Source organism: Spirochaeta lutea, assembly GCF_000758165.1.
GTDB lineage: Bacteria > Spirochaetota > Spirochaetia > DSM-27196 > Salinispiraceae > Spirochaeta_D > Spirochaeta_D lutea.
Window position 1 is genome coordinate 152296 of sequence record NZ_JNUP01000065.1, and the last position, 15878, is coordinate 168173.

Here is a 15878-nt window from a genome sequence, read left to right on the forward strand (position 1 = left end):
CGTTGGAATCACCCTTTACATTGGAATGGAAGGAAACGAGGATGCAAGGATTCGCACATAAACAATTGTATAAGCAGACCCTGCGCACCAGGCGGAAGTGGATTTTCTCCATCGCCCTGCCCATCATCATTCAGAACATGGTGCAGCATTTTCAGGTGCTCATTGATCGGGCTTTTTTGGGGAACCTGGATAGCCGCTACCTGGCGGCCATCGGGAATGTGATCATCCCCTACAATGCCGTTTCGATATTTTTGATGTTCGCTGCCATGGGCATAACCATTCTGGTGGCCCAGCATGTGGGGGCCGGACGCCTGGATGCGGCCCGGGAGGTGAGCGAGTCAAGTTTTGTGTATTCGTCAATCTTCTCGGCTCTGACCTGGCTGCTCTGGTTTACTTCAGCGGATGCGATTTTCGGGTTGTTGGGTACGTCGGGGCCGATTAAGCAGGATGCGGTAACCTATGTCCGTATCCTGTCCGTGTCTCTTATCTTTTTCGGGGCGGAGATTACCGCGGCGAGTACCCTTCAGGGGGTGGGACATACCCGGCCGATCATGTTTGTCGGCATGCTCAAGAATGTGCTGAATATCCTTTTCGATTGGCTGTTGATCTTCGGGAATCTGGGGTTTCCCGAGATGGGGTTGGAAGGGGCCGCCCTGGCTACCCTGATTGCCAATGCTGCCGGTTCGGTGACCCTGACGATCTTTGTGCTTAGGACGAAACGCCTGCCCTTCCGGTACCGTTTGGAGGAGATTCTCCGGCCCAGCTGGATCCGGTATAAGCGGGGGCTTGCTCTGGGTCTGCCCTCCGGGGTGGAGAGTTTGCTCTGGTTTGTGGGACAGCTGGTTCTCCTTCGGATGCTCAACGGGGTGAATCCCATGGCGGTGGGGGTGCTGAGTCTGGTCCAGAGTGTGCAGCTCCTGGGACATTTTATTTACCAGGGGTTTGCCCGGGCGACTACCACGGTGGTGGGACAGTTGTGGGGGCGGGAGGATTGGGATGAGGCTCTTCGGGGGGGATTCCAATGCCTGCGGCTCAGCATCCTGGTGAGTATCATCTGGGCGGGCATTATGGCTAGTTTTCCCGGGCCGTTGGCGCGGATTTTTACCGACGACCCCTATGTGTTAGAGCAGGCTCGGACCATCATTCGGATGGCGGCCTTGTTCATCAACTTCCAGGCGGTGAATGTGGTGGTGGGCAACGCGGTCCGGGGGACGGGAGATACCCGGTGGATGCTATTCAGCCAGATTTTCGGGACGGTGTTTGTTCTGCTGGTTAGTTATGTCCTGATAGTACAGCAGGGATTCGGTCTGGTGGGAATGTATGTGACCATGATTCTGGATGAGTTTATCCGGGGAATGGTGAATCTGCTGCGGTTTATTCTGGGGCGGAATCCCTTTACCCAGGGGGTCAGCGGATTTATTGGGAGATTGAAGATTGCCCTGGGTAGTCCGGAGCCCCGGGGGCCGGGAAGCGGGGCTGCCGTTTCTGCGGCTACCGGAACTGTTTCAGACCGGGACGGGTCGGGGACCGTTCTAGGGGTTGGAGAGGACATGTCGCCGGAGGCTGCTGATGGGGCAGAGAGCGAAGAGTAGCCCGAGGCTGGCGGAGCAGCAGGGGATGGCTAGGGTTCGGATGGACCGCAGAGTAGCGGCGGGTGAGGTATTTCATAGTATTTGCGGGTTTACAAATGCAGAAGCATCTTAAGGAGAAGCAGATGAGTGATTGGTTTAAAGATTCGGTGGTGTACCAGATTTATACCCGGAGTTTTAAGGATTCCAACAGGGACGGGATCGGGGATTTCGGAGGCGTTATTGAAAAGCTTGATTACCTGAAGGATCTCGGTGTTGATGTACTCTGGCTGAGTCCGTTTTGCGATTCCCCCAACGATGATAACGGGTACGATATAAGCGATTACCTGACCATCATGCCAGAGTTCGGTACCATGGATGACTTTGATGCCCTGGTGAGGGGGGCTCACTCTCGGGGGATGAAGATTATGATGGATTTGGTGATGAACCATACCAGCGACGAGCATCCCTGGTTTCTGGAGAGCCGGTCCTCCCGGAATAACCCAAAACGGGATTGGTATATCTGGGCACAACCCTCCCAGGGGCCCGGTGAGGGATTTGAGGAGATCGATTTTGATCAAGCCGGCCGCGGGTATGCCGGCCGGGCCAGGGGACCCCGGCTATCCGGGGTAGACACAGGGTTTCTTCCCAACAATTGGGACAGCTACTTCGGGGGCAAGGCCTGGGAGTTTGATCCCCAGACTGGGGAGTACTACTGCCATATCTTCTCAAAAAAACAACCGGACCTCAATTGGGCTAATCCTGAGGTGCGTGAGGAGATGTTCCGGATTGCCCATTGGTGGATTGACCGTGGGGTCGATGCCTTTCGGCTGGATGCTGTTCACCATATCGGGAAGCCGGAAGACTGGCCCGATGCCCCGGTCCCCAAGGAACCCTGGGGATTTTGCCTCTATAAAAACACCCCGGAGACCCATGCGTACCTCCAGGAGATGAACCGTCGGGTATTCCAGCCCAGGGCTGTGCTGACGGTGGGTGAAACCGGGGGAACTACCCCGGAGTCCGCCAGATTGTATGTTGATTCGGACCGGAATGAGCTGGATATGATTTTCCATTTTGCCCATGTCCACATGGAAAATCCTAATGACGCTTCAGCTCTCACCGGATTGATGAGTCAATGGTATGCAGCCCTAAAACCCGGGGCCTGGGATGCCCAGTTTTTCTCGAATCATGATCTGCCCCGCCAGGTTTCTTCCTTCGGGGATGACCGGTGGTTGCGGGGAAAAAGCGCTAAGGCAATAGCGGCCCTGCTGTTAACCTCCTGGGGAACACCCTTCATGTACCAAGGAGAAGAAATCGGACTACCCAATGCCTATTTCCCGGACATCGGGGATTACCGGGATATCCATGCCCTCCGGGGATATCGGGAGGGGTTGGTATCGGGGGAGGATCCCGAGTTGGTAATGGCCGTGTTTCAGACCCGCAATCGAGACAATAGCCGGACGCCTATGCAATGGTCAGGAGAGGCTAATGCAGGTTTTTGTGAAGCCGATGTTCAGCCCTGGATTCCTGTGCCCCAACAGAACCGCCATATTAACGTGGGAGCCGAGTTAGCAGGCCGTGTCGAATATGCACCCGGAGGAAGTATTGGTGGTGCAGGGATTCTGTCGTGGTACCGGGATCTTATTGCGTTGCGAAAACGGTATAGCGTGCTGCGTCGCGGCGCCTATGCACCCGTGAATCCCAACCACTCCAGGGTTATCTGTTACCTCCGGTACCTGGAAGACCCGGCCTTTACCGAGGATCCGGCAAGATCGAAGGAACTGGGGCATTCCTCCCCGGTCCAATCCGAGGATCAGCCCCGGGCCGGGGAGAAGACATTGGCTCTTGTCATCATCAACTGGACGGGAACCCAGGCGGATTACCACCTATCCCCCCGGCTGCTTTCCCAGGCTGAATACCTGGATACACCGCCTGAGGCTGTAAAAGATGGTTCCCTATCGGGCTTCTCCCTGGAGGCGGGAAACTATGCAGTACCCGGGACCCCCGGGCCCGGTGAGGAATCCCTGGGGGGACTGTGTCCCGATGAATCCGGGGCCATTCAGGGCGGTACCACCGGTGTTGCGGATTTCGCAGCCGCCTTGGGCGGGGACAGCGGAGAATTTGATTCTGATGATGATCTTCCAGAAACGGGACGCCCTGTACTGGGGTCGGCTCCTGCCAAAAAAATGAGGCTCCGGCCTTGGGAGTGCCGGGTGTATCTAGGATAGGGACCAAACGACCCTAGGCAACCCCGGATATGGCAGGACTGCCTGAGGTGCGGCTCCCGGGGTAGCGCCGCCGAGGGGCAATGTAATAACCCTTGCGCCCTCGGTTCGCCTTGGCTCGGGTGATTCATCCGAAATTTAGTTCCATTATTCGGGAAATACCCGGTACACTAGTACCATGAACCTGAGTATACCCAATGAGGTTGGTCGTCTCCAGTCGGTACTGCTTCATAACCCGGGCCGGGAGGTAGCCGCAATGACCCCGGATCGCGCCTCGGAGAACCTGTTCTACGATGTGGTACCCTTCGAACCCATGGTGGAGGAATACCGTCGGTTTCGAAAGGTCATGGAGGTCTTTTCCGAGCCGGTTTTTATCCGGGATCGGTTGGCTGTTGAGCTCCGGGACGAGGGCGGGTTGGCCCGGCGATGGCTGGTGCATCATGGCCTGTTAGCCGGGCTGCACCGGTCCAAGGCAGCCCGGCTTCATACCTGGCTCATGAAGGCATCGGTGGAGGAGTTGATTCAGGGGCTCGTGGGCGGTAGGGAGAAGCGGAGTGATACCCTTGAGGATTACCTGTCCGGTGAAACCCACGATCTCCCACCCCTGCCGAATCTATTCTTTACCCGGGATCCCGGGTTTGTCATTGGGTCGGATTTGTTTATTTCTGCCATGGCACATCCGGTGCGGAGGAGGGAGGGGTTGCTGACCGCCCTCGCCCTGGGTGCCTGGCGGCTGGATGACCAATCCATCACCCCGGATACCGGCTCGATTCCCAGGATGCACATGCTCTCCGGCTCCATTGAAGGTGGCGATGTACTGGTGCTGGATGGATCCACCATCGTGGTTGGACTCAGTCAGCGTACAAATCCCCGGGGTGTTGATAGTCTGATTTCTTCCCTGTGGAGCCGGCGGAATGGGAAATCGAATCCTCCCGTACCCCATCGGATTATTTTGGTTCATCTCCCCCATCAGCGGTCCATGATTCATCTTGATATGGTGTTCACCTTGGTTTCTTCCACCCAGGCCCTGATGTACCGGCCCCTCTTTGAGGGAGTCCGGGGTGTCCGGGTAACCGGTGTATCCTGGGAGAACAGAGAACCCCCGCGGTTTTATGAGTATGATTCGGTGTTTCAAGCCCTGGAAGCGGCCGGACATCCCCTGGAGCCCCTGTGGGGAGGTGGTGGGGATGCCACAGTCCAGCAGAGAGAGCAGTGGATGGCCGGGATCAATGTGTGTTCCCTCGATGAGGGCCTCGTGATTGCCTATAAGAACAATCCCGCCACAATTCAGACCCTGGCTCATGCGGGGTTTTCAATAATGAGCGATCAGAAGGTCCTCTCCTCCAGGGATTTGATGGAGAAACGCCCCCTTTGCATCACCCTGCCGGGACTTGAGCTGGCACGGGCGGGGGGCGGGCTGCGGTGTATGACCATGCCGCTTACCCGGGCGGCCGTCACAAGGTAGGCTCGGGGTTTGAGGTCGGCCTTCACCATCGCGATGGCATCCCAGACCGGACACCCGGTACGCTCAGGGGTCGAGGACTACCCGGCCGATTTCAACCAGGTGTGATCGGCCCGGGGCTACCGATGCCTCGCCCAGGGGATCGTCGGCATCGGGATCTTGAACCTTTACGATCCGCAGGGTTTCCCCTCGGGCAGTCATGGGGGGCAGGTCGCGGTGTAACTGGGCCGCCAGGACCTCTGCTCGGTGGCGGGCATCATCGGCATCACCCTGAAACCTGGCGACACAGAGATGGGGTTCGAAGGAAATATGCTCCGGCCATTGACCGGCCAATTTATCGGAGTAATACCGGGTATGCAGTCTGGTGCAGGCCTCGTAGCCGGTGTTCGGCACCAAATACACGTGCCAGGCGGGGGAGTTTTGGCAGTTTGTGGTAATTACCCGGGAAAACTCCAGGGGAAATTGGCGCTCTCCCTGACTGAGGATGGAGATTTCCAGAAGAAATAGTTCAGGGGGAAGGTAGGCTGTAGGATAGACAAGGGTGATGTGCGGCGGGATCCATCCGAACCGATCGCCGTCGTATTTCTCTCGGATACCTTCAATGAATGCCAGGTCCGGGGCCTTGAATGTGGGTTCTATTATCGCTGCGCAACGCATAGTTCCACTATAGTACAGTGTGAACGGAATTTTGCGGATAGCTGTCAAAACTCGCGAAGAAACCGAGGGCAGGGCATAATCAGAGCAGTCGTTTCGGAGGTGATTCCCAGAATCCCGGCAGCCGGTAAGGCGGGCGGCCGCCGGGTAGGGTTTTAAGGGGCCCGATTACAAGAGGTCTAGAATTACCGGTTCCCGGGGGATGGAGGTTTTCCCCTGGGTGAGTCTGACCGGTTCACCGTCCAGGAGGTTTTTTGCTTCAAGATTGAGCAGCCCCTGGGGCAGTACCTCGGTGAGATCGAGGGTTCCTCGTTTGTCCTCTAGGGTGAAGATACCGAGGCGCAGCCTGGAGACGGAAAGGTCCTCGGCGGTATTGCGGTAGGTGGCAACCACTACTCCCCGGGTGGAGGTCCGGTGAATCTGGTAGAACCCCTGGCAATGGATTGGATCTCGGCGGACCTTGGTAAGCTTCTGGATGAATCCGGCAAACCCGGGCTCGGTTTCCCAGCGGACAGGATCCTTGTCAAACAGGTCCGGACGGTGGGGGTCTGCAACCTCCTGCCCGCCGTAGACCAGAAAGGTCCCCTGTTCGAAGGCAGTGAAGGCCGTCCAGTTTCTATGGGCCCGAGGATCGGGAATCCAGTGTCGGCTGCGTTCCTGGTCGTGATTCTCGGTGAACCGCAGCTTGAGGTAATTCCCGGGTAGGATGTACTGCTGCCTGCGTTTGACATCGATAAAGTCCTCAAAATCCGCCCGGCCCTCCAGGTAGAGTTTGAAAACATCGAAGCTGTCATAATCGTAGGCTACATCGAAGGCCCGGTAAATCTCGCCATCGGACAGGCAGCCGTAGCCCCTGTTCCGCATCTCCAGGAGAAACCGGGGTTCCACCGACTCGGATAACCAGATGACTCCGGGTTTCCGTGCCTCGCAGCGCTCCCGGGCAAGCATCCAGAACTCCAGGGGCAACAGGGGCGCTACATCGCAGCGGAAGCCGTCGACACCCAGGGACAGCCAGTATTCCAGGGTATCAATGAGATAATCCTGGAGGTCTTGGTTGGAAAAATCCAGATCGATTATGTCGTACCATTCCCCGACCCGGTTTCCGGGACCACCCCCGGGTTTCTGGTAGAACCATTCGGGGTGCTGCTCAAAGAGCAGCGAATCGGGGCTTGTATGGTTATACACCACGTCGATCATCACCTTCATGCCGAGGCGGTGGGCTTCCTCCACGAATCCGGTGAAATCCTCCAGGGTTCCGTACTCCGGGTTTATGCCCCGGTAGTCCCGGATCGCGTAGGGGCTGCCGGCGGATCCTTTGCGGTTTTTTTCTCCGATGGGATGGATGGGTAACAGCCAAAGGATGTCCGTGCCCAGATTCCGGATCCTCGCTAGATCTCCCTGAGCAGCCCGAAGGGTTCCCTCCGGGCTGTGGTTTCGCAAATACAGGGAATAGATTGTGCTATTCCGCAGAGATAAATCGGTGTTTAATGCCATGTAATACTCTCCAGAGAGGCTTGGGTTAATACCGGCCGTAGAGCTGGGTCAGATCTGCCAGGCGATCCACCAACCGGCGGTTGAGTGAGCCTGGTTTCATACGCCAGGTCCAGTTATTACCCAGGGTACCGGGGAAGTTGAACCGGGCTTCAGTGCCGAGACCCAGAACATCCTGGAGGGGAAATACCGCCAGGGACGAGACCGAGGCCATGGCCGCCTGGATAAAATCCCAGTGAATATCCTTACCGCTGGAGCTTCCGGACTTCAGGTACCGCCGGGCATAGTCCTGATCCCGCTGGGGCGCGTTGGTGTACCAACCCGTCACCGTGTCATTATCATGGGTACCGGTGTACATGAGGGAGTTCGGATCAGCGGTATGGGGCAGGTGGTCATTTTCCTCCCCGGAATCAAAGGCGAATTGAAGCACCTTCATTCCCGGAAATCCGCAGAATTCGATGAGCTCCTTCACATCCTGGGTAATAACCCCAAGATCTTCCGCGATTACCGGGGCATCGCCGATCTCCTGTTTAACCGCCGTAAACAGCTCTTTTCCCGGCGCGGGAATCCAGGAACCGTTAATGGCGGTCTTCTCACCGTAGGGAACCGCCCAGTAGGCGGAAAATCCCCTGAAGTGGTCGATCCGAATCAGATCGTACATGGAGAGCTTATCCTTCAGTACATCAATCCACCAACGGAAGTTGGTTTTCCGCAGATAGTCCCAGTCGTAGAGGGGATTGCCCCAGAGCTGGCCGGTGGCAGAAAAATAGTCAGGCGGTACCCCTGCTACGTGGGTGGGCCGTCCCTCCTCGTCGAAAAGGAAAATTTCCGGGTTGCTCCAGGAATCTGCGCTGTCATAGGCGATAAAGATGGGCATATCGCCGATGATCTTGATCCCGTTATTATTCGCATAGGATCGTATCGCCCTCCACTGGGTGAAAAACTCGAACTGCATGAACTTGTGGAACTGAATCTCGTCACCACGCTCGGAGCGTACCGCGTCCAGGGCAGCCCAATCCCGTTTCCGGAACTCCTCGGGCCACTGATCCCAGCTGACGCCTCCGAATTTATCCTTAATCACCATGAAGAGGCTGAAATCCTCCAGCCAATCCTTCTCTTCGTGGCAGAACCGATTAAACCGTTCGGCTGCCAACCGACTCGAGGCATCGGATCGCTGGATTTTTTCAACGAAACGCTGGTACGCCTTTCTCAGGGCATCCAGCTTTAAGGGAATAAGCGCGCCGAAATCCACAGTATCCTGAGGCAGGTGGCTCAACTTCTCCAGCTCACTGCGTTGGAGAAGTTTCTGGGAAACCAGATCCTCCAAATCGATGAGGTAGGGATTTCCGGCATAGGCTGAAAAACACTGGTACGGGCTGTCACCGTATCCTGTAGGTCCCAGGGGGCAGATCTGCCAAATGGATTGTTTGGCCAACACCAAGGTGTCAATAAATTGATATGCTTCTCTTCCAAGACTTCCGATCCCGTAGTTTCCGGGTAAACTCGTGGGGTGCAGCAGAATACCGCTGGCCCGTTTGAACGCTTGCGTAGACATACGCCTCCTCCTTAGCGGGGGTTTATCTTATTAGGTAGTAGTGTCAGTGTAGGGGTGTAAACCGGTTTAGTCAAGAAAAAATTCATGGGAATATGGGAGGCAATTGCAAAACAGAGTGTAGGGAGCCTCGTTGGTAAAGGGATTCGAATGCCTCTGGTTCCCCGGAATGCCGGGTAAACAACTGATCAGGGCTGATTCACCCCCGGGGCATAAAAAAGCTGCAGTCCCGGGGGGAACTGCAGCCCTTCGTCCCCATACCCGGGGTGCGGGGGTGATTTGCCAGGCTCTGATGCACATACGAGGCGTTTCGTCCCCATACCCGGGGCGCAGGGGCCGAGGACCCGGTTCCGACGGTTTGCAGGCCATAGATACCCTGCCAAACCGGGCCGCCCTTAATCCTCGGGATTTTCCTCCAAGCACAGCACCGCGTAGAGGTAGCCCTGGGCCGAAATCGAAAAGGAAACGGTGAAGAGCATTACAAAAAATCCTACAATTCCTGCAACGGCCTCGCCGAGAATGGCGCCGGCGATATATCCCAAAATACCGGTGATAGCTCCGGAGATAATGGCGATAACCAGATACGTCAGAAAGATTGTTTTTTTCTGGCCATAGGTCCGGTTATTGCTCATTTGTATGGCCGCCAGGGGAGACATTCCCTGATCCACGGTCAATAGGGGTGCGAAGAGCCATGCGAAGGACAGGATAATTCCAGGAACCAGGAGGAAGCTTGTCCCAATGAGGGTTCCAAGACATACGAAGGCGGTAACCAGGAAATAATCGCCCATGTACTTTCGGTACCGGGGATTAAAGATCTCGGTATACGAAATCGGTTCGTTTCTCGCCGCCTTGGCGGGCAACCCCACTACAAGCCCGATAGTCGTTCCAACATTGATGTATGGGATCCAGATGGTGAGTACCCATAACACGGCGTTTGACAGAATGGGTACGAGGTTCTGAATTCCCCGGGTTAGGGCGTTACTAATTACATCGCCTACGCGTAAATCCTTCATACTTCCAACTCCTTTATGTTGTGATATTTTGTGGATATTCCTGGATTTTAAGAATACCCACCCCCATGGCAATGATAATACAGGGAGGATAGGATTTCACGCTTATTTATTAGCATCTCCCAGGGTTCTCAGATAGGACACCAGACTCTCTATGGCTGGTTTAAACACCGCCGGGTCTTTTAACAGGGTAATGACCAGGGCGGGGTAGTCGTCTATGCCGTACAGGTATCCGGGGTGCACGAGAATTCCGAGGGTACTGAGGATATCCAGGGCAAGGCCCTCATCGTCTCCCTGGCAGGCCGGTACTGCAAGGATGCAGTGGATGCCTCCTTGAGGCTGGTGGGGAAGCAGAGAATCGATACCGGGGGTCGTGAGCAGGGTTTCCCGGTTTTGCTGCAATAGCCGTACAATCCGATGGGTTATACCCCCGTCCTGATGGACCTGTGCCAACAAGCCGGGCAGAAGGGCCTGGGAGAGGCTTGAGCAGTTTAGGTAGACATCATTCGCCGTTTCAAGCCGCTGGAGGATTTGATCGAGGGGTAAAAAGTCATCCTGTCGGAGGGGCGTGTCCTCAGGATAGCCCTGTGTAGGCTTCGGTGTCGGCGTCCCAGGGGGCTGGGGGGGCTCTGCCGGCGCGGTCCCGCCGGTATGCACCACTAGCCAGCTGAGCTTCAGATCCGGGGAGGCACAGAGCTTCGAGATGCCGTTGATGGTGAAGCTGGGAACCGGGGTATCCAGGGATAGGGGACGGGGAAGCGACGGAAGGGTAGGGTCAGGGAGGGGTTCACCCGGGGATGGGGGATCACAGGCATTCGAATCACCGTAGAGAAAGGAGCTGAACACCTCATCAAAGATGATCATGATTCCGTATTCTTTTCCCAATTCTAAAATGTCTTCCAGATCCCGGCGGCCCAGGACGGCGCCGGTGGGGTTGTTGGGGCTGATGAGGAGGATGAACCGGGTTGTGGGCTGGATGAGGCTCTCCAGGACTGAGAGGTTCGGGCGGAATCCCCTGTCGGGTTCCAAGGGGTAGTAGTCGGGTTCCAGGCCGGCGAAACTTGCGAGCTCCTCGAAGAGCGGGTAGCCCGGAAGGGGGAGGAGCAGACGGTCTCCGGGGTCGGCCAACTGGGTGAACAGCAGGGTGTAGCTTTCGCTGGACGAGGCGGTGATGAGGATGCGGTCCGGGTGAAGGGTGATTCCTTCCCGGGCGTAGAAGCGTGCGATGGCCCGGCGGGCTTCTATGCTTCCCCGGGGATCGGGGTTGTACCGGCGATGGGTAAAGTAGGACGCAGCTTCCCGGGCGAGCAGATCCGGGTCGGGGACTAACCCGTTGTCGTGGAAGTTGCTGTCCACCAGATTAATGATATGGGTACCCTGGGCGGTTAGCTGGTCCAGGAGCTGGTGTAGGGGGTTTTTACCGTTCATATGCCGGGAGTATACCGGGTTTGACCCCGGGGTGTGGAGGGCCGCTTCCTGGGTGGAATACCGCAGGGGCTGAGGGGTGCTTCCCGGGGCAACGCAAGCACCGGGGGCAACGCGAGTACCTGGGGCAAAAAAAAACCGTCCAGCCCGGGGGCTGAACGGTTAGGTTCTGCAGGTTACAGGTTGTTCCGTCGGTGCATTGATTGGTCTGAAGCTTGCACCGTGATCCTATCAGTTAGCGGATGCTCCGGAATGCCTTCTTACCAGGATATTCTGCAGTGGTTTCAAGCATGTCTTCAATTCTCATGAGCTGGTTGTACTTAGCGACCCGATCGGTCCGGCTCATAGAACCGGTTTTGATCTGCCCAGTACCCCGGGCTACGGCCAAGTCTGCAATGAAGGTATCCTCGGTTTCGCCTGAGCGGTGGCTGATGACTGAGGTATAACCGGCACGGTGGGCCATTTCAATGGCTTCGATGGTCTCGGTTACGGTTCCGATCTGGTTCACCTTGATCAGGATGGAGTTACATGCACCCATTTCAATGCCCTTGGCCAGACGCGTGGGATTGGTTACGAAGAAGTCATCGCCAACGATTTGAACCCGGTTCCCCAGGGCCTTGGTCATCTTTGCATAGCCTTCCCAGTCATTCTGATCCAGGGGATCTTCAATGGAGACGATGGGGTAGGTGTCCAGCCACTTGGTGTAGATTTCGATCATTTCATCGGCGGTAAAGAGCTTATCGGGGTTGGATTTCCAGAACTTGTAGCCCTTCTTGCCACCTTCGTCGAAGAGCTCGGAGCTGGCGCAGTCCAGGGCGATACCGAAGTCGTCTCCGGGCTTGTAACCAGCCTTTTCGATGGCCTTTACGATGTATTCCAGGGCCTGGTCATTGTCGATGTCGGGAGCGAATCCCCCTTCATCGCCCACAGCGGTGTTGTGGCCGTCCTTCTTCAGAATACTCTTCAGGTTGTGGAAAACCTCAGCTGTCATCCTCATGGCTTCCCGGAAGGTTTCAGCGCCGTAGGGTACCACCATGAATTCCTGGAAATCTACCTTGTTGTCGGCATGTTTTCCGCCGTTGATGATGTTCGCCATGGGTACCGGAAGGGTGGTGGTGTATGCACCGCCAAGGTATCGGTAGAGGGGTTGTCCGGTATACTCGGCTGCAGCTACGGCCACGGCCATGGAGACACCCAGAATGGCATTCGCGCCGAGTTTTCCCTTGTTGTCAGTTCCGTCCAGTTCTATCATGGTACGGTCAATTTCCACCTGATCCAGGGCATCCAGGCCTTCAATTTCCGCGGCAATAACGTTATTCACGTTTTCCACAGCCTTCTGAACGCCCTTGCCGAGGTAACGGCCCTTATCGCCGTCACGAAGCTCTACGGCTTCAAACTCGCCGGTGGATGCTCCTGAGGGAACTGCGGCCCGGCCGAAGGATCCGTCTTCCAGGACAACGTCCACCTCGATGGTGGGGTTTCCTCGGGAGTCTAGAATTTCACGCGCTTCAACGTATTCAATTAAGCTCATTATTTTCTCCTATATATATCGGGTTTGAGGGTCTTTTTACTATGGCTGTTCGGGGGGCTAATGTCAATACGGAGGCATTCTCCTTGGGGTGGGGGAACTAGGCTTCCGGCGGGGGCTGGGATGGGGGTTCGGTTTTTCCGTAATTGAACCCCATTCTCTTCCTGGGGGACCGCCCAGAATTGACCCGGGTTCAATCCCAGCCTACAATACAGGTACATGAAGTACACCCGTATCCTAATCCAAGACACCGAAGCTCCCTACGACAGCGGGTTTTCCCGGGGCATGATGGGCCTGCTCCATGGCGGCTACGTTCGGGACATCGGCCGGGGTCTCTTCGCGTTTATGCCCATGGGATTGCGGGTGGTAAAGCATATTGAGGAGATAATCCGGGACGAATTTCAGGGTTTGGACGGGGAAGAGATTTTACTTCCCCTGGTGACCCCCGCGGGGCTCTGGTCTGAAACCGGGCGTGATGTTGTGGCTTCGGAGGAACTGACCTACCTCCTGGACCGGAGTGATAATTCCCTGGTGCTTGCTCCCAGCCATGAGGAAGCCCTGTTGGCATTGATCCGCCAGGTGATAACCGATCCGGAGCAGCTGCCTCGGTTTCTCTATCAAATCCAGCTCAAGTTCAGGGATGAAGACGGAAGTCATCCCGGATCAGGACTGGTTCGGGGGCGTGAGTTTATCATGGGCGACGGATTTAGTATTCATCCCTCCTATGCGGGACTGAATAATTTCTTCCCCCGGGTTTTTGCAGCCTTTCACCGGATATTCCGGCGTTGCGGCATCGCGGTATTCGTTGCTGAGGGAGCTGCGAACTTTCTTGGCGGAGCCGGTTCGTACGAATTTCTGATGCCCTTTCGAGGGGGGGAACATCGGGTGGTGATCTGTCAGTCCTGTCATTATGCGGCCAATCAGGATGTGGCAGTGGGCTTGTTTAAGAATCGGACCGGAAAGCTGCTTGCTCTGGAGCCGGTGCAGCATACCGGCGATGCCTGTCTCGATGAGTTACATAGGAGTCTCGGGGTACCACGGTACCGGTTAACCCGGTGCCAGGTTTTTTTGACCATGGGGGGATTTGCCATGGCGGTGCTCCGGGGGGACCAAATGGTCAGCCTGGATAAACTCAGCCGGGTATTGGATGAGCCGGTTATCCGGGAGGCGACCCAGGATGAGCTGTTTGAGTTAGGGCTCAAGCCGGGGTACCTTTCCCCCCTGGGATTATCCGAGGAGATCAAGACAGCCGCCGGTCTACGGACAGTGGCCGATTCCGTTATGGCTGATTCCACAAATCTGGTAATCGGGGGTAACGAAGACGGCAAACTGTGGGTGAACAGCAACTTCGGCCGGGACTACAGCACCGATTTGGTTGGGGATATCGCCAGGGTGGATGAGAGCTGCCGGTGTTATCACTGCGGCGGTGAGCTGCGGATCGAAAAGGTCACCAAGCTGGCCCATCTCATCCGCCTGGGCTCACGCTTCAGCCGCCGGATGGAATTCTCCCTGCCAAACCCCCGGGGCGGCCTCATCTACCCCCATCTCGGCTCCTACGGCATCGGTATCGGCCGCCTCATGGCATCCATTGCCGAGGCTAACACCGACACCCGGGGACTGCTCTGGCCATTGGGTATCGCCCCATTTAAGGCCTACTTTGTTGTGGTGGGCCGGGGACACACCATCCAGCAGATCGCGGGGCACGTTTACACCCGGGTGCAGGACGTGGTGCTGTACGATGACCGCAAAATTCCCGTTCTGAAGAAATTTAAGGACGCCCAACGCCTGGGCATACCCATCCTCCTTGTACTCAGCGCGGCCAGCCTTCAAGACGGATGTGTGATGTTGGGCCACCGTCGGCTCTGTCCGGCAACCCGGGTGCCCTTCCATCAGATCCCGAAGAAAATCGAAGAATTAATGGAACTCGAAGAAGAAATGAGGCAGCAGCATGCAGGTGAGATTAACCAGAGAACTACTTGATCAAGTGGTGTTCGGTATGGAAAACCAGGAACTGAACTTTTTCCTGGATATGGAGACCGGGGAAATTCTGAGCTTCGATGAGGGCCAGACGGACACCATCCTTGAAGACCCTGAATCAAAACGGTATGTTCCCATCCCGGAATGGACCAGCACCGACGGCTACAATCTCATGGAGAAATTCGTAGCGGGCCTTCGCAACCCCCTTGCCCGGGAGCGGCTCCGTGCCATCCTGCAGGCCGGACGGAGGGTTTTTCGACAATTCAAGGACACCCTACGGGAGCACCGCGAGGTCGAGCGTCTCTGGTTCCGATTTAAAGAGCAGGAGATGCGGGATGTCGTGCTGGATTGGTACGCCAATCTCATGGAAACCTGGGGGATAGAGTATGAGGAACCGGATTTTGAGGATACCCAGGTTCTGGTTTTTGACGACTTTGATTTCAGGCCGGCCATTCTTTCCGGGGAGGATTCCAATGCTGTGTGGAAGGAGATTACCTCCTGGGACCGCCAAGCCTTCTTTGATGCCTATCCCACTTCCGTGGAGGCTGAGTTCTGGTACAACCGCTTCCGGGGGCCCCAGCCCGTCGGCCATTATGCACAAGCCAATGCCGAAGGCCAAGCCCCGCAGGGCCCCCAGGACGACTTCCTGCTGCGCCTGATGACCCCCGGGAACGAACTGGCCGCCTTCGCCTGGGGCCAGTATGAAGAGATTCAGCCCGGCCGGCGGTGGCTTTTTATCAAGCAACTCTATGTACTAGTAGAATATCGCGGATTAGGCATTGCCAAGGCCCTGATCGGACAGATCTTTGAATGCCGGGATCCGGTGGAGAAGATCATCCTCGAGCTTCCTGGTAATGCCGATATCCTGGGAAACTTTCTGGAGGATCAGGGATTCCGCACCTCCGCGGCCGTTTGGATCTGCGGGGAATAGGCCCTAGGCCTGTTGCAGCAGCCGGCGGATGGTGCAGTCCTTGGCGAGCTCAGGA

General features: G+C 56.5%; 11 protein-coding genes. 5 read left to right on the forward strand and 6 right to left on the reverse strand.

Features of this window, described 5'->3' with window-relative positions:
- Positions 1-41 precede the first annotated feature (41 nt).
- The 3 genes from DC28_RS09815 to DC28_RS09825 all read left to right on the forward strand — a co-directional run bounded on the left by DC28_RS09815 (position 42) and on the right by DC28_RS09825 (position 5258).
- Positions 42-1592, forward strand: coding sequence for an MATE family efflux transporter (locus DC28_RS09815; protein ID WP_081942117.1), 1551 nt, complete (start codon positions 42-44; stop codon positions 1590-1592).
- Positions 1593-1714: 122 nt separating this feature from the next.
- A complete protein-coding gene (locus DC28_RS09820; RefSeq protein ID WP_052078731.1) occupies positions 1715-3796 on the forward strand; it encodes an alpha-glucosidase in 2082 nt (693 codons plus the stop codon).
- 175 nt (positions 3797-3971) lie between these two features.
- Positions 3972-5258 carry an arginine deiminase family protein gene (locus tag DC28_RS09825; RefSeq protein ID WP_037548059.1) on the forward strand — a complete coding sequence of 429 codons (1287 nt, stop codon included), beginning with the start codon at positions 3972-3974 and terminating at the stop codon, positions 5256-5258.
- A 63-nt stretch (positions 5259-5321) separates the two neighbouring features.
- Here DC28_RS09825 and DC28_RS09830 read toward each other — a convergent pair whose 3' ends face one another.
- The 6 genes from DC28_RS09830 to eno all read right to left on the reverse strand — a co-directional run bounded on the left by DC28_RS09830 (position 5322) and on the right by eno (position 12918).
- On the reverse strand, positions 5322-5912 hold the full coding sequence (locus DC28_RS09830; protein ID WP_037548060.1) for a 2'-5' RNA ligase family protein: 591 nt from the start codon (positions 5910-5912) through the stop codon (positions 5322-5324).
- A 165-nt stretch (positions 5913-6077) separates the two neighbouring features.
- Positions 6078-7403 (reverse strand): alpha-amylase family glycosyl hydrolase, encoded by a 1326-nt coding sequence (locus DC28_RS09835; RefSeq protein WP_037548061.1) that lies wholly within the window; start codon positions 7401-7403, stop codon positions 6078-6080.
- A gap of 25 nt (positions 7404-7428) precedes the next feature.
- Positions 7429-8955 (reverse strand): 4-alpha-glucanotransferase, encoded by a 1527-nt coding sequence (gene malQ / locus DC28_RS09840; RefSeq protein ID WP_037548062.1) that lies wholly within the window; start codon positions 8953-8955, stop codon positions 7429-7431.
- Between the two features lie 392 nt (positions 8956-9347).
- Positions 9348-9965, reverse strand: a complete 618-nt coding sequence (locus tag DC28_RS09845) for a hypothetical protein (RefSeq protein WP_037548063.1) — start codon at positions 9963-9965, stop codon at positions 9348-9350.
- A gap of 102 nt (positions 9966-10067) precedes the next feature.
- A complete protein-coding gene (locus DC28_RS09850; protein WP_037548064.1) occupies positions 10068-11390 on the reverse strand; it encodes a pyridoxal phosphate-dependent aminotransferase in 1323 nt (440 codons plus the stop codon).
- A 232-nt stretch (positions 11391-11622) separates the two neighbouring features.
- Complete coding sequence (eno, locus tag DC28_RS09855; RefSeq protein WP_037548065.1) at positions 11623-12918, reverse strand: phosphopyruvate hydratase; 1296 nt, start codon at positions 12916-12918, stop codon at positions 11623-11625.
- 216 nt (positions 12919-13134) lie between these two features.
- Here eno and DC28_RS09865 point away from each other — a divergent pair, with 216 nt between their 5' ends.
- Together DC28_RS09865 and DC28_RS16445 are read left to right on the forward strand one after the other, a co-directional pair.
- Complete coding sequence (locus DC28_RS09865; protein WP_052078732.1) at positions 13135-14895, forward strand: aminoacyl--tRNA ligase-related protein; 1761 nt, start codon at positions 13135-13137, stop codon at positions 14893-14895.
- Positions 14864-15823, forward strand: coding sequence for a GNAT family N-acetyltransferase (locus tag DC28_RS16445; protein WP_156104651.1), 960 nt, complete (start codon positions 14864-14866; stop codon positions 15821-15823). Before DC28_RS09865 ends, DC28_RS16445 begins: the two co-directional genes overlap by 32 nt.
- The last annotated feature ends 55 nt before the right edge of the window (positions 15824-15878 follow it).